The organism is Longilinea arvoryzae, from assembly GCF_001050235.1.
Classification (GTDB): domain Bacteria; phylum Chloroflexota; class Anaerolineae; order Anaerolineales; family Anaerolineaceae; genus Longilinea; species Longilinea arvoryzae.
This window is the reverse complement of the sequence record NZ_DF967972.1, coordinates 1,442,517-1,465,230: the sequence shown is the minus strand read 5'-3', so window position 1 is coordinate 1,465,230 and position 22,714 is coordinate 1,442,517. Positions and strand designations below refer to the sequence as shown.

At 45.9% G+C, this 22,714-nt stretch carries 23 protein-coding genes and 1 tRNA gene; 22 read left to right on the top strand and 2 right to left on the bottom strand.

Translation table 11 applies throughout. The annotated features are described in order from the left end of the window. Positions 1 to 49: 49 nt before the first annotated feature. The 21 genes from LARV_RS06565 to LARV_RS06465 all read left to right on the top strand — a co-directional run bounded on the left by LARV_RS06565 (position 50) and on the right by LARV_RS06465 (position 20,371). Positions 50 to 442 (top strand): helix-turn-helix domain-containing protein, encoded by a 393-nt coding sequence (locus LARV_RS06565; protein ID WP_075072886.1) that lies wholly within the window; start codon positions 50 to 52, stop codon positions 440 to 442. Next, the gene (locus LARV_RS06560; RefSeq protein ID WP_075072885.1) at positions 439 to 1,326 is read left to right on the top strand and encodes an ImmA/IrrE family metallo-endopeptidase; all 888 of its coding nucleotides are present in this window, start codon (positions 439 to 441) and stop codon (positions 1,324 to 1,326) included. Before LARV_RS06565 ends, LARV_RS06560 begins: the two co-directional genes overlap by 4 nt. A 10-nt stretch (positions 1,327 to 1,336) precedes the next feature. After that, positions 1,337 to 1,816: a BREX-3 system P-loop-containing protein BrxF gene (brxF, locus tag LARV_RS06555; RefSeq protein ID WP_152031733.1), complete on the top strand. Its 480-nt coding sequence runs from the start codon at positions 1,337 to 1,339 to the stop codon at positions 1,814 to 1,816. A 3-nt stretch (positions 1,817 to 1,819) separates the two neighbouring features. Next, positions 1,820 to 5,596, top strand: a complete 3,777-nt coding sequence (locus LARV_RS06550; protein WP_075072883.1) for a DUF6079 family protein — start codon at positions 1,820 to 1,822, stop codon at positions 5,594 to 5,596. Between the two features lie 3 nt (positions 5,597 to 5,599). Beyond that, on the top strand, positions 5,600 to 6,229 hold the full coding sequence (locus LARV_RS06545) for a DUF3800 domain-containing protein (protein WP_152031732.1): 630 nt from the start codon (positions 5,600 to 5,602) through the stop codon (positions 6,227 to 6,229). Positions 6,230 to 6,452: 223 nt separating this feature from the next. Then, positions 6,453 to 6,743, top strand: a complete 291-nt coding sequence (locus tag LARV_RS06540; protein ID WP_075072881.1) for a hypothetical protein — start codon at positions 6,453 to 6,455, stop codon at positions 6,741 to 6,743. Between the two features lie 44 nt (positions 6,744 to 6,787). Next, positions 6,788 to 9,487: a DNA methyltransferase gene (locus LARV_RS06535; protein ID WP_083522375.1), complete on the top strand. Its 2,700-nt coding sequence runs from the start codon at positions 6,788 to 6,790 to the stop codon at positions 9,485 to 9,487. 20 nt (positions 9,488 to 9,507) lie between these two features. Further along, positions 9,508 to 10,311, top strand: coding sequence for a hypothetical protein (locus tag LARV_RS06530; protein WP_075072880.1), 804 nt, complete (start codon positions 9,508 to 9,510; stop codon positions 10,309 to 10,311). A gap of 98 nt (positions 10,312 to 10,409) precedes the next feature. Next, a complete protein-coding gene (locus LARV_RS20135; protein WP_152031731.1) occupies positions 10,410 to 10,709 on the top strand; it encodes a bactofilin family protein in 300 nt (99 codons plus the stop codon). Between the two features lie 4 nt (positions 10,710 to 10,713). Then, on the top strand, positions 10,714 to 12,675 hold the full coding sequence (gene pglZ / locus LARV_RS06525; RefSeq protein ID WP_083522374.1) for a BREX-3 system phosphatase PglZ: 1,962 nt from the start codon (positions 10,714 to 10,716) through the stop codon (positions 12,673 to 12,675). Continuing rightward, a complete protein-coding gene (locus LARV_RS06520; protein WP_075072878.1) occupies positions 12,675 to 13,406 on the top strand; it encodes a hypothetical protein in 732 nt (243 codons plus the stop codon). Before pglZ ends, LARV_RS06520 begins: the two co-directional genes overlap by 1 nt. 344 nt (positions 13,407 to 13,750) lie before the next feature. Further along, complete coding sequence (locus LARV_RS06515; protein WP_075072877.1) at positions 13,751 to 14,593, top strand: DUF2971 domain-containing protein; 843 nt, start codon at positions 13,751 to 13,753, stop codon at positions 14,591 to 14,593. 793 nt (positions 14,594 to 15,386) lie between these two features. After that, complete coding sequence (locus tag LARV_RS06505) at positions 15,387 to 15,827, top strand: MerR family transcriptional regulator (protein ID WP_075072875.1); 441 nt, start codon at positions 15,387 to 15,389, stop codon at positions 15,825 to 15,827. Positions 15,828 to 15,973: 146 nt separating this feature from the next. Further along, positions 15,974 to 16,270 carry a hypothetical protein gene (locus LARV_RS06500; RefSeq protein ID WP_075072874.1) on the top strand — a complete coding sequence of 99 codons (297 nt, stop codon included), beginning with the start codon at positions 15,974 to 15,976 and terminating at the stop codon, positions 16,268 to 16,270. Between the two features lie 45 nt (positions 16,271 to 16,315). Further along, a complete protein-coding gene (locus LARV_RS06495) occupies positions 16,316 to 16,954 on the top strand; it encodes a ParM/StbA family protein (protein ID WP_152031730.1) in 639 nt (212 codons plus the stop codon). Next, positions 16,912 to 17,196, top strand: a complete 285-nt coding sequence (locus LARV_RS06490; protein ID WP_152031729.1) for a hypothetical protein — start codon at positions 16,912 to 16,914, stop codon at positions 17,194 to 17,196. Before LARV_RS06495 ends, LARV_RS06490 begins: the two co-directional genes overlap by 43 nt. A gap of 20 nt (positions 17,197 to 17,216) precedes the next feature. Next, positions 17,217 to 17,684 carry a hypothetical protein gene (locus LARV_RS06485; protein ID WP_075072871.1) on the top strand — a complete coding sequence of 156 codons (468 nt, stop codon included), beginning with the start codon at positions 17,217 to 17,219 and terminating at the stop codon, positions 17,682 to 17,684. A 199-nt stretch (positions 17,685 to 17,883) separates the two neighbouring features. Further along, the gene (locus LARV_RS06480; protein WP_075072870.1) at positions 17,884 to 19,344 is read left to right on the top strand and encodes an AAA family ATPase; all 1,461 of its coding nucleotides are present in this window, start codon (positions 17,884 to 17,886) and stop codon (positions 19,342 to 19,344) included. Between the two features lie 61 nt (positions 19,345 to 19,405). After that, positions 19,406 to 19,840 carry a helix-turn-helix domain-containing protein gene (locus LARV_RS06475; protein ID WP_075072869.1) on the top strand — a complete coding sequence of 145 codons (435 nt, stop codon included), beginning with the start codon at positions 19,406 to 19,408 and terminating at the stop codon, positions 19,838 to 19,840. Continuing rightward, on the top strand, positions 19,809 to 20,165 hold the full coding sequence (locus LARV_RS06470) for a hypothetical protein (RefSeq protein ID WP_152031728.1): 357 nt from the start codon (positions 19,809 to 19,811) through the stop codon (positions 20,163 to 20,165). The genes LARV_RS06475 and LARV_RS06470 overlap by 32 nt, the downstream gene beginning before the upstream one ends. Continuing rightward, positions 20,162 to 20,371 carry an AbrB/MazE/SpoVT family DNA-binding domain-containing protein gene (locus tag LARV_RS06465; protein ID WP_075072867.1) on the top strand — a complete coding sequence of 70 codons (210 nt, stop codon included), beginning with the start codon at positions 20,162 to 20,164 and terminating at the stop codon, positions 20,369 to 20,371. Before LARV_RS06470 ends, LARV_RS06465 begins: the two co-directional genes overlap by 4 nt. Before the next feature lie 71 nt (positions 20,372 to 20,442). On the opposite strand, the gene LARV_RS06460 is transcribed toward LARV_RS06465, so the two are convergent. Both LARV_RS06460 and LARV_RS06455 read right to left on the bottom strand, forming a co-directional pair. Then, positions 20,443 to 21,456 (bottom strand): tyrosine-type recombinase/integrase, encoded by a 1,014-nt coding sequence (locus LARV_RS06460; RefSeq protein ID WP_075072866.1) that lies wholly within the window; start codon positions 21,454 to 21,456, stop codon positions 20,443 to 20,445. A gap of 90 nt (positions 21,457 to 21,546) precedes the next feature. Next, a tRNA-Met gene (locus LARV_RS06455) sits at positions 21,547 to 21,618 on the bottom strand. 134 nt (positions 21,619 to 21,752) lie between these two features. On the opposite strand from LARV_RS06455, the gene LARV_RS06450 reads away from it, so the two are divergent. Further along, positions 21,753 to 22,556, top strand: a complete 804-nt coding sequence (locus LARV_RS06450) for an FTR1 family iron permease (protein ID WP_075072865.1) — start codon at positions 21,753 to 21,755, stop codon at positions 22,554 to 22,556. The last annotated feature ends 158 nt before the right edge of the window (positions 22,557 to 22,714 follow it).

Below are 22,714 nucleotides of genomic sequence, written 5' to 3'. Positions count from 1 at the left end.
ATAATTAAATAAATGAAGCTCTGCTTATTTTCTATATATGAGGTGAGAAATGGATCCCAAGGAGCTTGGTCGTCAAGTCTTGGCAAAGAGAAAAGAAAAGGGGTGGAGTCAGGAACAGCTTGGTGATATGGCTGAAATCTCACGAAATTATGTATCCCAAATAGAACGAGGCGAGGCTGAGAGTATTTCAATAAAAATTATCAATAAGTTAGCAATCGCTTTGGGTGTATCCCCATCAGATCTTGGTGAGTCTTCAACTCCTTCAACCGTTATGATTCCCCCCCCCCTACGCGAATTAGCGCTTCAGGACAATCTATCTTATGAAGTGATTGACAAATTAGTAAATATTCCAAGGAGGGGTAAAGAACCTAAATCTGTAGCCGAGTGGCGAGCCTTATATGATGCCATTAGTCAGTTTATCAATGGGGATCAAACTGCATGAAAGTAATCGATCCAGGCCTGATGTTCATTAATAAACATGGGCAGATCAATTCTGCCCAAGATGTACTAGCCTATGCAGATTTCTTACTGGAAGAATCAGGCCAGGATCATGTTATCCCTGTTGATCTTTCTCTTATTTTTAAGCGTTTCCAAATTCCAACACCAATACAAAAACCACTTCCAGGTCAGCAGGGACTATTATTAGATGCCACCAATGGGATAGTAGTAATAAATTCGAACGATCCACCTAGTCGGCAAAAGTTCTCGCAAGCCCATGAATTAGTCGAGTTCCTTTTTAACTCATTACCCAATGAAAAAGAAATTGGCAATGGTTGGACGTTGAAAAAACCAGGGGGATTTACTGAATCAATGAAAGAGTATTTGTGTAATCGGACAGCTGCAAACTTATTAATGCCACCTGTATACGTGACTAATCAAATAAACCAGCATGGTGCAAATTTTGATTGCGCCCGAATAATTTCAAGTGAGTGCGAGATCTCACTATCAGCTGCGCTAGTTCAGGTTGCTAGAACTAGCCGGGGAAATCATTCTGTTGTTCTATGGAAGTTGAAGAATAAACCTTCTGAAATAAAGAATGAAGTATCGAATGCTCAATTAGGATTATTTGATGATTCAAGCTCCCTTCCAGCGATGAAGCTACGAGTCGAATGGTCAATGGGAAGTGATAGTGCACCATTTATTCCAAAAGACAAATCGGTAGAAGAAACTTCGCTAATTTTCAAAGCTTGTCAAACAGGATCTTTTACTTCGGGAGAAGAACGTTTGTGTCTGGACGGTAGAAAATCACGAGTGTTTCGGACCGAGAATCTACCGTTTAGCATGAATGGTGGAACGCAGGTGTTATCATTGATTGAACATATTTAAGGAGGGGGAATTGTCCAACTATTCATTAGAATCAATGCTTGCACAACCTTATGATTGTTTGGTTTTGGTAAATCCACAAGTTCAAATTCTGGATGAAATTTCAGAAAAAATTCAATCCTTTGGGGTTATGCATCTCAATGTAAGCAAGGAATTGGGTAATGCATTGATGACAATCCCAACTAACGAACGTGGACTCTTTGCGGAAGAGTGGTTAAAGAACCTTCTCAGAGAATTAAAAGAAAAAACGGTATTATGTTCTCACCCTGATCTCTTCTTTCATCCTTCGCTTAAAATTGATTTTTTCACTTTGATCCGTCAAGTCGCTCGAATAAAACAAGTCATTATTCTCTGGCCAGGAGAATATTCTAAAGATACACTTACCTACGCTATTCCAGATCATCATCATTATGAAGTCTGGAAAATTTCTGAATCACTGTTAATTCAACCTAAAATCTCGATCTATCCTATCTCTGCTGCACAAGGAGCATAAACTATGCTGTATAGAGACCTCGTCCAATTTACACCCATTGAATCTATCATCCAATTGCGCGACGCAGAAAAAGAACCTGCGGCGAAAAGTCTTGTGCAAACATATGTGATATCAGACGCCATGGCGAATAAACTGGTCGATATGGCGTTCCCCCAATTGCAATTTGAACGGCCACAAGATAACAAGGGAGTTTTAATAGTTGGCAATTATGGTACCGGTAAAAGCCACTTAATGTCTGTCATTTCTGCAATTGCGGAAAGGGCTGAGCTAAAAGATCAACTGACCAATGAAAAGGTAAAGGATGCATCAGGAAGTTTTGCGGGCAAGTTCAAAGTTGTCCGTGTAGAAATTGGCAGTGTGACCAGAGGTTTACGAGAAATCTTGCTAGATGAACTCCAGTCCGCTCTCAATACTTGGGGTGTATCTTTTATATTTCCTTCAGCTGACCAAGTAAACAATAATAAAACAGTCATTATTCAAGCAGTTGCTGCATTTCAGGAAAAATATCCCGGGATGGGAATTCTGTTGGTTGTAGATGAATTGTTGGATTATCTGCGCACCCGCGAACAGCGCGCTTTAATACTCGACTTGGGGTTCTTAAGAGAATTAGGTGAAGTGGCCGCATCCTGTCCTTTCCGGTTTATGGGAGGCTTACAAGAGACTTTGTTTGAAAATCCACGATTTAGTTTTGTGGCAGAACAGCTACGCCGTGTTAAAGATCGTTTTGAGCAAATCAATATTGCCCGCGAAGATATTACTTTCGTTGTTTCTCAGCGCTTACTCAAAAAGACAGATGCACAGAAAGCCAAGATTACTAACTATTTACGGAAATTTGCGCCCCTATACAAATCTATGGCTGATCGTTTAGATGAATATGTGGACCTCTTCCCTATTCATCCAGTTTATGTAGAAACGTTTGAAAATTTGGCTATTGCTGAAAAACGTCAGGTATTAAAAACATTTAGTACTGCAATTCGATCCGTTTTGGATCAAGAGGTTCCACCTGACCAGCCTGGATTGATTTCTTATGATCAATATTGGAAATTGATCCAAGATGATCCCAGCTTACGCAGCATTGATGATATCTCTCGCGTGATTCAAAAAAGCAATATTCTGGAGGGATTGATCCAAAATGCCTATACCCGTCCCAACCTTAAGGAGATGGCAATCCGAATCATTCGGGCGTTGAGTGTGCAACGGCTGGCCACGAGCGATGTGTTTGTGCCTCTTGGTGTGACAGCAGAAAGTCTACGAGACGGTTTGTGCCTTTTCCAACGCTTGCCGGCGGAGACAAATAATGCGGACTTCTTGTTGGATCAGGTCCAGGTTGCATTGAAAGAAATGATGAAGACCGTTCAAGGTCAATTCTTATCCTATAATTCCGAAAATGGTCAATATTACCTGGACTTGAAAAAGGCAGTAGATTTTGATCAAAAAATCCATGAACGCGGCGACTTTATGGATAAGTCAGACCTTAACACCTATTTTTATGATGCCTTGCGTCAAGCACTCAATCTAAGCGACTCTACATATCTCACAGGATACAGTATCTGGTTCTATGAATTGCCATGGGCAAACCATAAAGCAACCCGTCCTGGTTATTTATTCTTCGGACCACCGGATGAACGAACTACAGCTCAACCGCCGCGAGATTTCTATATTTATTTCCTCCCGCCATTCCCGAATCGATCCTTCAATGACCAAAAGTTGCCAGATGAAGTACTCTTCTATCTTACCGGTTTGGACCATGAATTTGAAGAGAAAATTCGCCTATATGCAGGCGCGCGATCTATGGCGAATGAATCTACCGAATATCGAACAGAATACGCCAACAAAGCTGAAACCAATTTTCGCTATTTGATGCGCTGGCTGCAAGACCATTTAGTGGAGAAGCTGCACATCATTTATCAAGGTGTGGATGAACCTATTCAATCCGTCCTAACACGTATGCATAGCACTGCCAGTCAGAATGTTGAGGAATTTATCCGCCTGGTTTCCTCACACTTGTTCTCGCCTGAATTTGAGGACCGATACCCTGATTATCCAAAGTTCTCTAGATTGAGCCAACCTGTGACCGAAACCGCACGCGCCAACAGTGCCATGGAAGCGATTCGCCGTCTATGCGGGCGTACTTCCAACTTGGGTTCAGGTGTCTTGGAAGGATTAGGTATCCTGGATGAACAAGGCAACATCCGGCCTTATGACTCTCACTACACAGGACATTTCCTAAAGCTACTCAACGACAAACCTGAGGGTCAGGTGATCAATCGCGGTGAAGTGATTGATCAGGTTGCTGGCGGAATCCAACCAGTGGAAAAAGATATCAAATATAACCTTGAGCCGGAGTGGATCTCTGTAATTTTGTCCGCTTTAGTGTATAACGGCGATATTGTTCTTAGCCTGGACGGCCGCGAAGAATTGGATGCCGGCTCATTGGAACGCGCCTTAACCCGCTCAATGACCGATATCATCAACTTCCGGTTCTACAAACGCCCACGTACATTACCCATCAACCTATGGAGCATGATTTTCGAAGGATTAGGATTACAGCCCGGCCTGGTACGGGATGAAAATACACGAGAAAATGCAGTAACTGAATTACAGCGGCTGGTACATGCAGAATTAGAAATGGTCGTACAACTGCAAAACCGGTTGGAACAGGGTGCGCAACTATGGAACACACCGATCTTCACCGATCGATTAACCTTTGTTGTGGAACAGGGTACTGTGGTAGGCAGCGATGCTCCAGATTTTTCTCTATCCAGCATGGATCTTTTACCCGGCCTACGCGGATATAAACAATTTTTGGAAGAATTGAATAAATACACCACTGTCGGAAAATTGCGAAATCTGCGCTATACCCCTGGGCAAATTCAGGAAAATTTGGAGTACCGGCTCACCGTTCAACGTGCGCGCCAACTTTTAGATGCAGTCAATCAAATCCAACCTTACACCACGTACCTGGCTGAAGCCCAGGCAAATTTACCAGAAGATCACGAATGGACCCAACATGCCCGTCAAGTTCAGAAAAACACACTGGACTCTATCCGGCGGTTTGGGAAGGGCAACGCAGCTTTTGATCAACAGGCTGTTCTGCGCGAATTGACAAAGCTAAAACAGGACTATATCAAGATTTACAGTGACCTGCACCGCAAATCTGTGCTCACAGCCAGCGGAGACGATTTGCGCCAGCGCCTCTATCGGGATGCGCGTTTTGATTCCATGCGTGCTCTATCCGCCATTGAGTTGTTGACGCGAAGTGGTGATTTTGAATTCTGGAAGCAGCAGCTCACCGGGTTGGTCTCGTGCCGCGAGTTCCACGAAGGTGTGTTGACTGATTCACCCACCTGTCCCTACTGTCATCTGCGTCCAGCGCAACTACGCACGGCAGTCCATTCAGATGCCCTGGTGCACCTGCTGGACGACAAGTTGAGCGACCTGCTTAAGAATTGGCGCAAAGCGCTTCGCGACAACCTGAACAGTAATATCGCCCAACACAGCTTGGAAGCCATGTCGCCAGCTGAACGCAAACCGGTGGATGATTTCTTGCAGCAAGGCGATGACGCAGAAAACCTGCCGGTGAACTTTGTTCCGTCAGCTATCCAGGCTTTACGTGGGATACAAGCGGTAACTTTACCGGTTGATTTGCTGATGCAAGCATTAAAAGCCGGGGGGCTGCCATGCACGCGTGAAGAATTGCAAAATCGTTTCAAACAATTTTTGGACCAGCAAATGCGTGGCCATGATGCTGGCAATACTCGCCTGACACTGGACCAATAATTGATGCCGGATTTAATGCATTTCGCCTTCATTGATGAATCAGGAACGGTTGGCATTCCTGGGGGCACCCATTTTTTGGTTGTGGCTCTCTTAAGTACAGGTCAACCCCGAGAAATCGAATTGCCCATTCGTCATGCTATGAAGAAATACGGCCCAAGTTTAAGCCGTGGTGAGATAAAAGCTGCGAACTTCGAAGAAAAAGCAATTACCCGTTTACTAACTGAAATCGCCAAAGAGAATGTATCGATTTTTGCAACTATTGTAGATCAAAGCGTGATTGTTAAACCGCCCGCAGAAATGGAAGAAATATACCGCCGAGCGGTTTCAAAAACGGTATATAAGCTGGTTGAGCAGTGCCCACGGGTGAATATTTGTTTGGATCGTCGCTATACCAATGAACGCCATCGTTTTGAACTCGAATCAAAAATTCGAGAATCCATCCAGGATCTACCTCAAAAAGTGGTCATGATCCAGCAAGAAAATTCCATCAGCCGCAAGGAATTGCAGGCAGTAGATGCTGTTGCATGGGCTTTTTTTCAGAAGTATGAACGCGACAATGCCAGTTTTTATGAATTGATCTCTTCAAAAATCATTGCTGAGGAAATAATTCAGGAAAGGGATTGGACAAAGTGACCATTAAAGAAAAATCCCCCGCATTGGGGGATCTCACGAGCGGCTCACCCTGGGCCTTGATTTCAATATTTCCCGCCGCATTCCAACGGAGGCTAGGACACTCTACGAGTGGCCGGGGTCACCAGGCTTTACGATACCGCTCTGACATTATTATATAACGTTATATGAAAAAGTTCAAACCCCAATTCCGAAGAAATGGTTCTTGCTGAAAGGAGACTGCCCCATGATAACACTCAATTGGGAAGAAATCAAAAATCTTGCAGACCGAAAGACCACTCTGCTGACAAAAACTAGAGTACCTTTTCAGGTTGTCGCAGCGTCCGAAGAAACAATAACCGTGCGCGTTCGTTCCGGAGAGGAGCACACCATCAGCCGCGTAAACCTGGAAAAAGCTGTTCACATACTCCAGGCAGGTGTGGCAATCAACGGTCCGAAGGACTACCGCGACCAGGTTGCTGATGACCGACCGGCCTATGCCTGGGCGATTTTGCATGAATTAGGATATTTGAAATAGCGATGGAATTAATGAAGGATCTCAATAATCGATAAGGTGAATCTATGACCGAACATCAACCCGAACTGATTCCCCAAACAAACTCAACCGAGACACCTGAAGAGCAGGCAAAACGCGACGAATACCGCCGCAGGCTGGTCGAGTACCTCAAAGATCCCACCTTCCGGGCCACCGAGGGCTTCCCGATTGGTACGGATGAGGACATTCTGGCGCTGTCGGACCCGCCCTATTACACCGCCTGCCCCAATCCCTTCCTGCCGGAGATCATCGATCAGTGGCAGCAGGAGCGGGAGGAGATCCGGCAGAAACTCGGGTTGAAGGAAGAAAAATACCAGCGTGAACCTTTTGCTGCGGATGTCTCTGAAGGCAAGAATGACCCGATCTACAACGCCCATTCCTACCACACCAAGGTACCGCATAAAGCCATCATGCGTTACATTCTCCATTACACCGACCCAGGCGATATCGTTTTTGACGGTTTTTGCGGCACGGGCATGACCGGTGTGGCAGCGCAGTTGTGCGGAAATAAGAAAGAAGTCGAATCGCTTGGCTACCGTGTGGATAACCAAGGTGTGGTTTGGGAGGGGGAAAAAGCCATTTCGCGCCTGGGAGCGCGCAAGGCAGTGTTGAACGACCTTTCGCCGGCTGCCACCTTTATTGCCTACAATTACAACACCCCGGTGGATGCTGCCGCCTTCGAGCGCGAAGCCAGACAAATTTTGCGTGAGGTGGAGCAGGAATGCGGATGGATGTACGAGACCTGGCATCCAAATTGCGATGACCCCAATAGAGTAAAAGGCAGGATTAACTACACCATCTGGTCGGATGTTTTCGTTTGCCCAAACTGCGGTAAGGAAATTGTTTTTTGGGACATTGCTATAGATCAGGTAAATGAAGAGATACACGACACGTGGAATTGCCCAGGTTGCGAAACTTTATTAGCCAAAAGTTCCAAAAGGGATAGTAGTGCACTTAAGGCAGAGCGTGGCCAGGAAACACGTTTTGACCGCGAGCTCAAGCAAACCATTCGCCAAATTAAACAAGTACCCGTATTAATCAACTACAGTATTGGTAAAAAACGTTTTGAAAAAAAACCAGATTTGTTTGACCTAGAGCTAATTAACAAAATTGAAGATAGTGAAATCTCATATTCAATTCCTAAGGATCGAATGCCTGAAGGATCGGAAAGCAGAAGAAATGACGCTATAGGTTTGACTCACGTTCATCATTATTATACTCGTCGCAATTTGTTGACCATAAGTATATTTATTGGTTGTGTAAAGAAATATCAAAACCTACTCCATCTTCGTGATGCTGAAATATGGGCTTCTACCGGTGTGACAGAAGGAAGTTCAAAATTGAATCGCGAAAGAATTTCAGGGTTACCTAGCAAACTATCTGGCACCCTATATGTTGGGTCGACAATAAGGGAAACAAACGCTTTCACTTTTTTACAAAGAAAACTTGGAAAGCTTTTTGATGAACGAATTAGGAAAATTGAGAATAATCCAATAATTCTCACAACTCAATCGAGTTCTGAAAATCATTCTAAGAGTAATTATCTAGATTATATTTTTGTTGATCCGCCTTTTGGCGGGAATCTTATGTACTCAGAATTAAACTTTCTTTGGGAAGCCTGGCTTCGTGTGTTTACCAATAACCGCTCAGAAGCCATTATGAGCAAAGAGCAGCATAAAGGATTGGTAGAATATCAGGGTTTGATTCAAAAATGTTTCGATGAATTCTTACGAGTATTAAAGCCCGGGCGCTGGATGACGATTGAATTTCATAATTCACAAAACTCGGTATGGAATGCCATCCAGGAGGCTTTGCAGCGTGCTGGGTTTGTGATTGCCGATGTACGTGTCTTGGATAAACAGCAAGAAACCTTCAAACAAGCCAACACAACCGCAGCGGTCAAACAGGATTTGATCATCTCCGCCTACAAACCCAATGGTAATTTGGAAGAAAACTTCCGATTAAAAGCCGGAACAGAGGACGGCGCATGGGAATTTGTGCGCTACCACCTGGGCAAGTTGCCAGTGGTCAACGGATCTAATGGCACAGCCATTATCAACGCGGAACGCCAGGCTTTCCTGTTGTTTGATCGCATGGTGGCCTTCCACATCCAGCGCGGGGTGATGGTGCCGCTCTCTTCCCCTGAATTCTACGCCGGGCTGGAGCAACGCTTTACCCGCCGCGACGGTATGTTTTTCCTACCTGACCAAGTAGCCGAGTACGACCGCACAATGCTCAATGCGAAAAAACCAGTACAACTCACCCTGTTCGTCAATGATGAAAAGACAGCCATCACCTGGCTACGTCAGCAGCTTGACCCAGATTCAGGCGGCGAACCAAAGACCCAGGGCGACCTGACCAATGATTTCAACCGTGTGATGAACCGTGCCAAACACGAGCAGCCGCTGGAGCTGATCGAGCTCCTGAAGCAAAACTTCCTGCAAGACGCGGAAGGCAAGTGGTATGTTCCGGATCACAACAAAGCCACTGACCTGGAAAAAGTACGTCAGCGCGCCTTGCTGAAGGAATTCAAGGAATATACCGAGAGCAGTGGTCGACTGAAAGTATTCCGCAGTGAAGCGGTGCGTGCTGGCTTTGCCGATTGCTTCAAGCGTCAGGACTACGAAACCATCGTCACGGTGGCCGAACGGTTACCTGAAGACGTGTTGCGCGAAGATCCCGATCTTCTGATGTACTATGACAGCGCGTTGTTGAGGAAGAAGTAGGAAATGAAAGGGGATGAGGAATGAAAAAAATCAAAGGGCTCCTTTCTTGGTTAGGGCAGAGAAGCGTTATTGTCATTTCTATCCTGATCATCGGAGTAGGAATTCTACTGATCTGGCTAATCTCGACTGGCACATCCTCTAAAGAGAATATCGCGATCGGCATCGCCTCAATTTCGGCTTTTCTAGCAGCGATAAGTGCGATTGCTAATCTATTATCTGCCGTTGAAGCCCAGAAACAACGCGAGAACAATGAACGTCCTTACATCCAAGGTTTTTTTGATTCTGGCAATAGCGGTGTGATCTATTTCACCATCCAAAACTTTGGCAATTCACCTGCCGTAGATGTAACGGTCAAGTTTGGTAATGCGCCTCTTGATTATGCGAAAAGACCTTTAGGAGAGGTCTCACTGTTTTCAAAACCGATTAGTTTCATTGTTCCCGGCCAGATTTATCGCCAATTAGTCAATAATGGTTTCACAATACTTGCAGAAGGTAAACCTACCAAATTCGATTACACAATTTCTTATTACTCGGTAAGTCATCAAAAGTTTTCAGAAAGTATTGAAACTGACTTATCTTATCTCAAACAGGCAACAGTCCCAGGAAAGAGCATCGAGGAACATTTATCCTCGATCCATAATGATCTTGATGCATTTGTGAAAGAATTTAAAAGTGTGAAAGGTTTTAATTCTCTTCTGGTGGAATCTCCCGATGAAGAATCTTTGAGAATACAACGAACACTAATAGAAGAAAAGGATCGGCCTTTTTTTCAACAAAGCCTTATAAAAGTTTTGAAAAAGTTTTTAAAAAGGATGGGGGCTTAATGTAACACATTGGTTTTCCTAAGGTAAGCTGAATGATAAACATGACCAGTTAATGTATTTTTCAGCTAATTTTTATTCAAGAGATAATGCGAGGAAAGATGAGAAATATCAATGGAAAAATAAACGGAGATTTAAGTCTCAATGATGATGCTGAAATTCATGGAATGGTAACTGGAACGATTACGGTCTTATCAGGTGTTTCACTTTTTCTACATGGATTATGTGGAAAAAACCTAATCGTTGAAAAAAATGCCAAAGCTATTGTTCACGGCATGGTATCAGGGAACATAGAAAACAGAGGTGGCAATTTAGAGGTGTATGGATTAGTAGTGGGTCGTGTGCTAGAAATTTCTGGCATCACGTTGATTGATAAAAATGCATTAATCCAAAACAAATAAATTAATGATAGCTTCCCTTAGAAATTACTTTCCTTCTCATATCCATCCCCTCACCCTGGTAAGCGATCCTGACCGCTTGATGGCAGGTGAAACGCTGATGGCAGAACTTACCCAGCGTGGGTTTCAGGTCATCCAGGAAACTGACCCGGCGCTCTTGCGCCATCGTATGGAAGAAGCACGACCCTTTACAACAGATCACCCAATCATCTTGACCACCACAGGCCAACTGGAAGACCTGCCGTACGATCTTTATCAAGGCGCGTATCGTATCAACCTTTCTTTGCACCAGTATTTCCCTAACCTGGCGTATCCGGTGCTGCAAATGCTTAGCCCTGATCAAATTGAAATACTTGAATCACGCCTGCAGCCGGTCCAACCATTGAGCCGGCAAAAAACCATTAACTATCTTTTACAAGAGGTTTTCAACGCTGATCCTGGTTCGCTTTCTCAACCATCCTCTTTGATTGCCTGGATAAATGACTATCATCACCGACAATCACCTCTCCCAGAACTTTTACGAACCAACCTGGTAGAGCGGGTAAGGGAAATTCCTGAATATCGGGAATGGAATATCGATCTTCTCATCAGGGATTCTCATACTTTCCAGGATTTTGTCCAACATCAGTGGCAGCTATCCATTGACCAATCTCTTTCAGGTAAACAGATCAAAGAAACTCCAGCTGGTTATTTCATTCCTTTCTCTCGTGATCCACAATTGCAAGATTTAGTACCCAGTCTTGTTCGACAGGGAACCCTCCAGCCAGTAAAAATAAATAACCAAAAAGAATTGCCAAGATGGGCTCAACCCGGCATCACCATGATAGATGTTCGCCTTCAACGGCTGAAGACATTGTTGGAAAATATTGAGAACCAATTGACAGTCATGAAAGTTGATCAAATAGGTTGGAATACCTGGCAGAATTTTGCCCAGGATTGGGCTGAGACTTGCAGCCTCATGGCTCAAGCGGGTCTTGTGATTCAACCGCACCAAAAAACAACTTTCCAGAACTCTATTTCAAACGCTGATCTTTTATTCACAAACTGGCTTCAGAAAAACTATACTGCGCTGGGTGTACAGCGTTTGCCCGCTCCTCACCATGTGAACCACATTCCGCACTATTTGGCTTATCTTCACAATCTCGGAAATCTGAGCAAAGTAGTGCTCCTTGTCATGGATTGTCTTTCATTGGCTGATTGGCGGGTGATTTCTCCTGTTTGGACCAAACGGCATGCCGATTGGAGGATCAAGACAGAAACCCTGCTTGCCCAAATTCCAACCATCACATCTATTTCGAGATACGCCTTGATATCTGGTCTCCGTCCCGCTGATTTTGCTGGAGAAATTGAACATAATGTTCCCGAGTCCCGTGCCTGGGAACTCTTCTGGTCCCGCGAAGGTTTCAGTGAGGATACATGCAAGCTGCTTCCCCTTTATTATGATCGACAGATCGACCAACAACCAGAGCTACAAGATCCCAGGGTGAATTTTTGGTGCTTAATTGATGATACTTTGGATAAATTAGCCCATAATGCCACACTCGGCGCAGCGGATCAGCAATCTTCACTGCGATTATGGCTGGATCCTGCGCATGAGCAAAATTCTTTAGTTATAGAAAGTCAACTTGATTGGTATTTAGATCACGATTTCTCCGTATTTATTGCCAGCGATCATGGGCATGTTGAAGCAACTGGCTTCGGTCAGTCATCGGAAGGCTTGCTAGCACAAACACGTGGAAAACGCGCTCGAATTTATTTGGATCGACTGGCTGCTATGAGAGTTCAAGACGCCTTTGCAAGCACTATTTTGTGGGATAATGATGGCCTTTTACTGGAACAGATGTCAGCGTTAATGCCGGCAAAGCGCGAGGCGTTTGCGACTGCCGGGGAGGTAGTTGTAACCCACGGTGGTATTTCCATTGATGAAGTAATTGTTCCATTTATTCAAATTACAAAAGAGAGAAAATAATGGATAAAGGTATTGGATTTAGCCGCACGATATTACTGGATTGGTTGGATGTGACCGCATCTTTGGTTGTTCAAAAGATGGACCCTTTAGGGATCCGACAACGTTTAGCAAACACAATTTCAGGAACCGTTACCGGCATTGATGCCCAGCGAAAAACCATTGATGTCCTTTCAGCAATTTGGGTAAAAACTGGGAAGACAGCACCTCGCATCCATCAGGAAGCGCTTGCGTTGTTTCCAACTTTATCGTCATCAGGTGAACGCCTCTGGCTCCATTATGGATTGACCCTGGTTTGCTATCCTTTCTTCAGGAAATGTGTAGCCGCCATTGGTCAGATCAGCCGTACTGAAGAAATCATTACCCGGAAAATGATCAAAGACAGAATTGCAGGCGAATATGGTCACTTAGGGGCGTTGGATCGATCTGTTGAGCGCATCATTGCATCTCTGACAAATTGGGGGATATTGGCACATACAGAACAAAAACAAAATTATCGAATCCTTCTGCACAATTTTGCTTCCTCCGAAAATCTACAAAGCTGGCTATTATCTTGTGCTCTTCAAGCACATCCATCCGATGCCATCCCCTTTGATGACCTAGTACATTTACCCGAGCTCTATCCATTCAGAATCACTATCGGGGTGGATTGTCTACGAAGGGATAGACGATTTGAGGTCCAACGACAGGGCGGCGGGTTGGATATGGTAAAAATAGCCGAAACTGAAAAATAAAGGGGGAGATAAAATGTCAAATTCATTAATTGTGAGCTTAGCATCCTAAAGGTTAATAGCGACTCAAATGGGTGCTTGTGAACAGGGCCAAATGCGTTTCGAGTTTCCCGGCGCATTTGAAAACGGTTTTTTGAAGGTGTAAGGTGTAGGTAGTTGCAGGAGAAGTAATTCATCTTCTATCTACCAGTTATTAGGTGCTAGTGTACACACAGTGACTTGTGGAGTAAAGCCTTAAGGAGAACCATACTTGTGTTTATTCTACCGGGATAAACAACCAGACCCACAGGACGAGTAATAATCGCAAATTGAGAATAATTACGCCGTAATTCAAAAAAGGATGAAACATGAATGCTAAAGCGTGGGGAATTGAATTTGTCAATGCCTTAAATAATAACAATTGGGATGAAACTATCAGAATAAAGAACGAATCGGTACCCGATAAAATCTACAAGTATTTTCCATTATATGACGACACTCATTCAAAATTTTCCGAAGAAAATAAGCTCAGATTGAATAGTCTGGAAAACCAAAATATATGGACATCCACACCTAAGAAATTAAATGACCCATTTGAATTAAAAGCGTTGACCCTAGACCTAAAACGTATTGAAAAAGCCGGTTGGGATGTCAAATTATGCGAGAAAATAATCAACCAGCTTTCAAGAAATATATTGGTCTGTTGCTTTAGCAATGGAATTCGAAAAAGAATTCCTTTATGGGCCCATTACGCTAATAATCACCAAGGATTTTGCATTGAGTATGGAATATCTGATAAGAATCAAATCTTTCCGGTTCGTTATTCTAATCAAAGATTAATCTCGGCAACAATTGTCACCAAGTTGTGTCAGGCTTTTTTAGATGGTTATGAGCAGAGAAAAGAACCTGGTTCGGATTTTTGGCATTATTACCGAATTTTATTTCTCACTTTTTGCACGAAAAGTTCAGAATGGAAATATGAACATGAATACAGGGTTTTCGATTTTAACGATGAAGAAGAGAAACCCGGGAAAACAGTACCTTTGTCATCAACTGGCTTACATGTCAAAAAAATATTTATAGGCATGAATTGTGCTGCTGAATACGTGAAAGAATTAGTCAGAATCGGAAAATTGCTAAATTGTCCAGTTTATAAAATGGGAATCGTTGAAAATTCCGTGTACTATTCAATGAGGCCTAGAAAAATATGAAATTAGGGGAGCAAAACAAAAAAATCCTTCCTGACCACTTTCAGCTAGGCTTCAATGAAAGGCGCTATTCGAATAAAAACAGCACCTCGATTGCCAGTCCATGGACCATACCATATCAAATGAGTATTGAGGTCAGGGAGTATCATCCCTGGCGATTGGGTGATATTCTCAAAACTATCAAGGACCATCCAACAGAGAACGATGTGTCACTCCGTTGACCCGTTCCCCCTTAAGACTCTAGGGGATCAAAGTGGATGGAACAGAGTGCACTCCGTTCCAATGGATCAAGATAGTTTTTCCTTGCACAAAAAAATATGCCGATTTATTTGTGCAAATATTTCCAGTCTCTCATCTGCTAGATTCTCCATTTGACCTATGTATGGTGGTGCAATTTATGCCCATTTAGAGTCAAGTTTTCGGGATAGAGAGGTCATTCCAGGTCAAATGGTATTTCCATATCCCTTTATGGTAAAAGGCGCTTCAGCGCTCTTCCTGTTCAATCAACATCTGCGGTAAGGTCTGCGTCAACGTCTGCGGCGTGTCAACAAGGCGTCTGCGGCACGTCAGCGAGGACGCAGACCCATATTTTTTGTCGAATATTTTATTCAGTCTTTTCTAGACTTTGAAACCATCAACCAAACAATAGGATACGTCATCCGGATTTTCAGGTCACTTAACCTTCAGGTCAGTTAACCTAAATTTCAGAGGTCATGCAATAATCCTCTATTGCTGGACGATCCTTCACTTTCACTGTATGATTAACTTGTAGTAAATCGAATTTTGTGAGTAGTCCGTGAAACTCGATCAATCCCGATTGGAATATTACGTCACTCCCGAACAGGCCGCCAAACAGCTTGGGTTGGATTTGGATTCCATTTATCAATTGGCAGATGAGGGAAAACTTCAGGCAGCCGTGATGACGGATAGAAGTATTGGTATCAGCCAAATCAGCGTCAACAATCTGCTACCCAAGGAAGCCTTACCTGAGTACCAGCTCAACGCAGGCCTTAAAGGCGTTCCGATCAGCATCAATGAAGCCGGTCGGAAATACATGCTCAACACTTCTACCCTCACGCGCTGGATGCAGCGCGGTCTAATCCACCAATTGGGAAAAGAGGGTCGAAAGACACTGCTGGATGAAGCGGATGTGGCTTACTGCACCAGAGTCTATCGCCAAAACAGCGGCCAGGGCAAATGGGCATTTGATGATTCGGGACGTCCATATAAAAAGTAATCTCCAAAATGTTTGCTACATGATATTGATTAACATGGAGTAATATGCTACAATAAATTCAACCGATGAGGTTGATTTTTTTACCTCAATTTACTCCAAGTTAACTTATATCTTGTAGAATTAAAGGAGATTTCATGATAGAAACAATGAATTTTGGACTTGATCTGGGAATGGGAGCGCTCAAGCTGCACGGGAATCAGCAGAGCATTCAATTGATCTCTCAGGTCGCGGTCAATAATGGCCCGCTGGTAGGGCGTATGTTGGGGTTGGGCAGTTCCCGCCTGCCGCTGCGAATCGCTTTGCCGTCGGGAAATACGTTTTTTGTTGATAGCGGCGCACACGACAGTGGACGGCCAGTAGAAAACCTGAGCATGGATCGTTTTGCCGGTTCGCCGGAGATGCTGGCACTATTCTATGGGGCATTCACCCGCTTGATCCTGTGATCAGGGAATATTTCTCAGCCTGTCAGCATCACCTGTGGTTTGCCATTGGATACCCTCTCCGGAGAGGAAGCACGAACCACGGTGGAGAGCATTCAGCGCTGGATGAAGGCTGATCACATCTGGAAAGCCAATGACCAGGAACATCACCTGAATGTGACCGAGGTTCGGGTTACTTCTCAGCCAGCTGGTGCACTGTTTGATTATGTGCTGGATGATGAAGCCAAGATCGTTCCTGAGCGACGCAGCGCATACACCCAGGAGGTCGGGATTGTATCCATCGGCATGAACACGACCGAATTGCTGGTGGTGCGCGAAAAAGTTCCTGTTCAACGCTTTACGGGTGCTTCAACCACTGGTGTACGCCGGCTTTTAGAGCTAGTCAACGGTCAGCAGCTTTACTCCCTGGGTGAATTGGACACGCTCCTGCGCGCCAATAAGCTCGACATTTCGCAGGCACTACCAATCTGGGAGCGTGAGGTCACTGGAGAGATTGAAAAGCGGTGGGGCAAAGCCTGGCGGCGTTTCACAGCCGTCATCCTGGTAGGCGGTGGGGCGATCCTACTCAAGAACTCATTGCCTTATTTCTTCAACGGCAAAGGTATCCTGGCGGACGATCCCGTTCAATCGATTGCGAGGGGTTTATGGAAACTATCGCTATTTCAGAACCACAATCGAAAAAACTAAACGTGGGTTCAAAGCGCGGTCGCCCAAAGCTGGATTGCAAGGTTTATCAGATTCGTTTTACGCTGAGTCTGCGAGAAGGGGAGGATGATGATCTGCTCTTCTTCTTTTCCGATATTCCCGAACGGAGGCGAGCTGCAGCCTTGAAAGCCGCTTTACGGGCTGGGGGTGTTTCACGAAAAACCGAATCCGTTACAGTCACGGATGATCTTGATTTGACCATTCAGGGTCTGGTTTTTGGCTAATCAATTTTCTGGAGGAAGGTATGTTTCTGTTGAAGGGATTTCATTTAGTCTTCAAGATTTTCAAAAACGCTTTGCTTCTGATGGTGATGGCAACCATTCTGTTTATCGCTTACCGGGGCAATCAGCCGATAAGCGTTCCTCAGGCACCACAGGGTATGACCTATTTCGAATTCATGGCAGATCGGATCGATGCTGCGAAAACGGTCAAAACGTCTCAATGCGGATGGGGAATGATGCTGTCACTGGCTGCGCTTGGGCCAATCTATTCAGTAGTGTACACAACGGTTGCGGTCAATCCAGATAGTGCATTGGCCAAGGGAACCGCTCCGGACCCGGATATTGCGCGGGATGTTACCGGCGCAGCCTGGTATGAAATCCCGGATATCTGGTGGAAAACGGTTGAGCGATTATCCTGGACGATGCTGGGTGAACCTGCCGCGTATGGTTGTCAGTTCCGGCCTGTCCAAATCGCTGAACATACGAATTAACCTGACCACCTTGGATCATGCCTGATTTATTTGTAGAATAAAAATGTAATCGTTTCGGGTCGCTGATCTCCTTGGACATCCATCAAATCGTAGGAGCGGCCGCATAACAAAGTTAATTGTTATGCCGGTCGCTTTTCGTTTTCTCAGATGACCTTTGTGTTGTTGTATGGAGAAATTATTAAACCAATTGGAGACTTTGATGCCAGATCCCATTCCGCCCAGAAATATTGATGCCGAACAGGCCTTGCTCGGTTCGATCATGATTGCACCGTATTTATTTGAGGATTTGGTCACCATCGTGAAAGCGGAATATTTTTATCGCAACTCACACCGCTGGATTTGGGAAGCAATGAATCACCTGTTGGAATCTGAGCAACAGATCGATCATGTCACTTTGTGTAATGCTTTGAATACCAGCGGAAAACTAAAGGAAATAGGTGGGCCGGCGTACATCACAGGGCTGCTCAATGCAACTCCGACTTCCATGCACTCCGAGTCTTACGCGAAGATCGTGCGTGAAAAAGCATTTATGCGAAAAGCGTTGGAGGTCGCTACACACCTTGCGCAAAATGCTATTCAAGATAAACCGCTTTCTGAAGCTCTGCAGCAGATGGAAGAATTCTTTGTCAGCTCATCTGCCTTGTCGGGTGTCACGGAGCGAATGGTTATGACCGCAGAGAAATTGTGTTTGTCGGAGATGGGTGAACTGACCTGGATTCTCAAAGACTGGATTATGGCCGGGGGGATCAACTTGATCGCCGGTATGCCGGCAGCCGGAAAGAGTTTTCTCGCTCTGGACCTGGCAATTGGCATGGCTTCTTCTGGACTGGCGTGGGATAACCGATCGGTAACCCAGGGCAAAGTGCTGTATCACTTCCTGGATGGCAGCTACCGGGGTATGCGCTCACGCGTTCTCAAATTGTGCCACGCGCGGGGCATTCAACCGCCAGCGAACCTCATTTTCGACTTTTCTCCGCTTAACCTGAAAGTCACTTCCGAAGTACTGGCATTGCGTCAACGCATTCATCGATTGGATGCCTCTGTCGTCATTTTTGATGTCATGGCCAAATTTATGCCTGGTGCAGATGAAAATTCAGTCGCAGAAATTTCCCCGATGATGAACACCCTGCGGGAAATTGCCAACCAGACCGGTACGACTTTCATTCTGATTCATCACCTCAATAAGGGTGGAAATCCCGATCTTTCCTATCGCGTTCGGGGCTCATCCGATATTTTGGGGTCTGTCGATACCGCCATTGTGGTTACCCACGAAAACCAGCATTCGGCACACTCGATGCGAACGATCATTCCACAAAAGGTGCGTGAATCCCTGCCACCCGCGCAGTTGCAGTTCCAAATTGAATCGACCGAAGAGAGCATCGCTCTTCGATTTTCTGAAGCGAATGCTTCTGAACTGCTGCGCGCTCCTGGTCAGGCGGAATTGATCTTTGCAGATGTCCTGGAATATCTACAGAGTGTACCGGCGCAGGAATTCAAGAAGAACGAGCTCATCTCAGCCCTGCAAATTAGCAGCAGTACCAGGACGATCGACCGAGCATTTTCAAAACTCAATATTGATCCTCGTATCAGAGTTACAAAACGAGGATCTTTCAACACCTATCAATGGGAAGAGGATACGCCAGCCACGCCATTCCCTTAAGGGGTTGGCATGGCTGGCGTATGTTTGTTTCATGCAAAGTTTACAAATACAAAGGAGAAGAATGTCAGAAAACCAAAATAGCTCAAATTGCCGGATTTCCAGGAATGTCCTGATCAAAGCCCCCGGTTTGCTGCCCATGCTTTACACACCGCGGGAAATCGCTGAAGACCTGAACGTTCCTGAAACCACCTTGCGAGATTGGCTCAACCATGGCGCGCCACACAGCCGGGACGAATCCAATCATATCTGGATCGACGGCAAGCAATTTGCCACCTGGGTTGATAACCAACGGAACGTTAGAAAGAAACCAACCCATCCGCTTCAAACAGGGGAAGGCTTTTGCATGCGTTGCAATACGATCGTCAAAATTCAAAATGGGGAAATTCACCCTGTCAAAGGCCGCCTGAGCCATCTGAAAGGCAAATGCCCCAACTGCGGCGGGATTGTCAATCGCGGGATTTGGAATGCTGGATCGGCAGAACTATCTCAAGGTTAAGTTGTTCCTGAAATTTTCACGAGATGTTCATGGGCGTTCTTCGCTTCAGATCTCTAACGATTTCGAGCATCTTAAAACGCTGCTTCTCTGGGCTGGCTCACAACCGCTCAGTTCAGCGCCCGCTTTCAACACCAGTCTCCCTGATTTCCTTTTTCAGAAAGTCGATAAAGGATTGGATCAGGCAGAATTACAGAACATTTTGAATACCAACCAGCGTTTTTTCTTGTGGACGAAAGCCATGTTCCCGGATGAGTTTAAAAATATCCATCTGAGCTGGATTATAAAAATTTCAGCAATCACGGAAGGAAAGGAGGTGATTATTTGAAAAAACGACCGATTATCATTACCGCGACCAACGCTATCACAATCCCTAAAAAGGTTCGTAACCTGTTGGATTTACAACCTGGTGACTGCCTGGATTATGAAGTCATGGCAAATGGTTCAATCATTTTGGTGCGCAAGGAATGCTGCGATTCGCCGTCGCTCCGTCCAACATGCAAACTTCCCTGCCAGACCCAAAAACGCAAATAACCTGAATGGCTGGAGGAAAGGTTTGCCGAATCCTTTCCTCCAGCTCTTACATAAAGAGCAAATGATCGTTTTTAGAACCTCAAGTTATCAACTGGGCTGGCTTTCCGATGCACTCGTTCAATGTCCATCTCAGCGATTTGAGCATAATGACGGACCATATCCAACGAGCTGTGACCTAACAGGGCTTGTAGGGTAAAAACATCCCCACCTGAACGGAGGTAAGTGATTGCGAAAGTATGCCGAAATTTATGTGGATGAGCCCCTTTGACACCCGCTTTATCAGCCAGGCGCACGATCAAATGGCGCAAGCTGTTGGAGTTAAACGAGTGATTGCCGCGGTTGATAAATACTGGCGCTTCTGGATCATCGCGGTCTTCGCGCTCAGCCAGGTAGCGCCATACCGCCCGACGGGTGCTCTTGCCGATGAATACTGTGCGCCCTTTGCCACCCTTTGCGCCGCCTTCATCGCCGTGCTTGATCACGATCTTACCGTTTCGCAAATCCGTTTCACCGATTTTCAGGCTGCAAAGCTCGGATGCTCGCAGACCGGTATCCAAAAGGAAGAGGATCATCGCCTCGTCCCGCTTAGCAGAGGGCCGACGAGTGACGAAGCTATGCCTGTTGATTGGATTGTATTCACGAGAGTAGATACAAGCTTTGAGCAAAGCAACCAGATCATCCTGCGTGAAAGCAGCCACAGGTGCTTCTTTGTAGCGTGGACCAGGGATACCTTCCATAGCATTCTTGATTTTAAACTCGGCAACCGCCCAACTAAAGAAAGCTTTGAAAGTAACCCAGTGGTTTCGCAGGGTTTTGGGGGAGAGTTTACGGGGCGAAGCTTCATGTGCAGGGTTCGGTTTGGCAAAAGTGTGGGGGACATACTCGGTACGCAGATAGGTCATGTAATCGAGCACGTCGGCAGAAGTGATCTTGCCAACTGGCCGATCGCCCATCTTTTCCAGCCACTTTTGCAGCACCCACTCATACGAATCGACCGTCCGTTGGCTTAAGCCTTCGGCGGTTTTGTATTTGACGAAACCGTCAATACAAAGAGAAAATAACAGGCCTGAGGGATTACGGTTCATCGAAAAATCCTCCTAAAAGTGATTTTTCGTAACCATCGACCCTCAGGCCTATCAAAAAACCGTAGCCCCAAGGACTACGGTTCTCGTTAGTAGCGGGGAGTGGATTCGAACCACTGACCTCCGGGTTATGAGCCCGACGAGCTACCTCTGCTCTACCCCGCATCAAGTCTCATTATTATACACGCTTTCCAGCACGCGTCAAGGTCGCCCCTCGTACTCCAATCCTTCGACCTTGTATTATTTAGATATTATAGGTAAAATTTATAAAATTTACCCTCCCAAGGAGCCCGCTTCCCATGTTGCCCTCTTTCCTACTCGCATTGCGCGAAGGCGTTGAAGCTGCCCTGATCCTGGGCATCGTCCTTTCCACCCTGCGCGCCTTGAATCGTACCGATCTCAGCCGCCCCGTTTGGGCAGGCGCCGGACTCGCCGGGCTGGTCAGCCTGGCCATTGCAATCGGGCTGCGCCTTTTCGACGCCACGCTGGAAGCACCCGCCGAACAAATCTTCGAGGGCGTCACCCTGCTTCTGGCCACCGCTGTGCTCACCTGGGTGCTCTTCAGGGTGAACCATCAACGCAGCGGCGTGGAACAACAGGTCCGCAATTCGCTGACCGGGCGCCGGCCGATCTTCTGGCTGGCCTTTCTGGCTGTTTTCCGCGAAGGAATCGAACTGGCCCTGTTCCTGCTGGCCGTTGGCGCCAATTCCGCTCCCTGGCAGTCCCTCAGCGGCGCGCTGCTGGGATTGGGCGCGGCCGTCCTGTTTGGATGGCTGGCCTTCCATTCTTCCAACCGCCTTTCGCTGCGAACCTTCTTCCAGGCCACGAACATTCTTCTGCTCCTGGTGGCGGCCGGGTTGGTGGCCCACAGCGTCCACGAATTCATCGAAATCGGCTGGCTTCCGGGTTTGATTTCACCGGTTTATGATTTCAACCGTATCCTCAGCGAAAATTCAGTCGTTGGCGGCCTGCTCAAGGCGCTCTTCGGTTATAACAGCAAGCCCTCTCTGGTTGAAATACTGGTTTATTCAGGATATCTGTTCATCCTCGGTATCTGGATCGGTTTCCGCCCGCGCCAGCCGCGTCTGCAATCTGCCGCCTGAATCTGATCTGCGCCGCTCTTCAGGGTTAAATAGAGCTGGCTCACACGCGAAAGCATGTGAGCCAGCTCAGACCCAAAAGGAGGAGAGAATCTATTGACTTGCGTCACTGTTCCGGCTGTACAGCCGCTTCTCTGTGCAGCCAATCGTTCCTGTTCCAG

Excerpts from the sequence above, each read along its gene's own strand:
- LARV_RS06565 (WP_075072886.1), top strand. The coding sequence starts at position 50 with ATGGATCCCAAGGAGCTTGGTCGTCAAGTCTTGGCAAAGAGAAAAGAA.
- LARV_RS06560 (WP_075072885.1), top strand. The coding sequence starts at position 439 with ATGAAAGTAATCGATCCAGGCCTGATGTTCATTAATAAACATGGGCAG.
- LARV_RS06550 (WP_075072883.1), top strand. The coding sequence starts at position 1,820 with ATGCTGTATAGAGACCTCGTCCAATTTACACCCATTGAATCTATCATC.
- LARV_RS06545 (WP_152031732.1), top strand. The coding sequence starts at position 5,600 with ATGCCGGATTTAATGCATTTCGCCTTCATTGATGAATCAGGAACGGTT.
- LARV_RS06540 (WP_075072881.1), top strand. The coding sequence starts at position 6,453 with ATGATAACACTCAATTGGGAAGAAATCAAAAATCTTGCAGACCGAAAG.
- LARV_RS06535 (WP_083522375.1), top strand. The coding sequence starts at position 6,788 with ATGACCGAACATCAACCCGAACTGATTCCCCAAACAAACTCAACCGAG.
- LARV_RS06530 (WP_075072880.1), top strand. The coding sequence starts at position 9,508 with ATGAAAAAAATCAAAGGGCTCCTTTCTTGGTTAGGGCAGAGAAGCGTT.
- LARV_RS20135 (WP_152031731.1), top strand. The coding sequence starts at position 10,410 with ATGAGAAATATCAATGGAAAAATAAACGGAGATTTAAGTCTCAATGAT.
- pglZ (WP_083522374.1), top strand. The coding sequence starts at position 10,714 with ATGATAGCTTCCCTTAGAAATTACTTTCCTTCTCATATCCATCCCCTC.
- LARV_RS06520 (WP_075072878.1), top strand. The coding sequence starts at position 12,675 with ATGGATAAAGGTATTGGATTTAGCCGCACGATATTACTGGATTGGTTG.
- LARV_RS06515 (WP_075072877.1), top strand. The coding sequence starts at position 13,751 with ATGAATGCTAAAGCGTGGGGAATTGAATTTGTCAATGCCTTAAATAAT.
- LARV_RS06500 (WP_075072874.1), top strand. The coding sequence starts at position 15,974 with ATGAATTTTGGACTTGATCTGGGAATGGGAGCGCTCAAGCTGCACGGG.
- LARV_RS06490 (WP_152031729.1), top strand. The coding sequence starts at position 16,912 with ATGGAAACTATCGCTATTTCAGAACCACAATCGAAAAAACTAAACGTG.
- LARV_RS06485 (WP_075072871.1), top strand. The coding sequence starts at position 17,217 with ATGTTTCTGTTGAAGGGATTTCATTTAGTCTTCAAGATTTTCAAAAAC.
- LARV_RS06480 (WP_075072870.1), top strand. The coding sequence starts at position 17,884 with ATGCCAGATCCCATTCCGCCCAGAAATATTGATGCCGAACAGGCCTTG.
- LARV_RS06475 (WP_075072869.1), top strand. The coding sequence starts at position 19,406 with ATGTCAGAAAACCAAAATAGCTCAAATTGCCGGATTTCCAGGAATGTC.
- LARV_RS06470 (WP_152031728.1), top strand. The coding sequence starts at position 19,809 with ATGCTGGATCGGCAGAACTATCTCAAGGTTAAGTTGTTCCTGAAATTT.
- LARV_RS06460 (WP_075072866.1), bottom strand. The coding sequence starts at position 21,456 with ATGAACCGTAATCCCTCAGGCCTGTTATTTTCTCTTTGTATTGACGGT.
- LARV_RS06450 (WP_075072865.1), top strand. The coding sequence starts at position 21,753 with ATGTTGCCCTCTTTCCTACTCGCATTGCGCGAAGGCGTTGAAGCTGCC.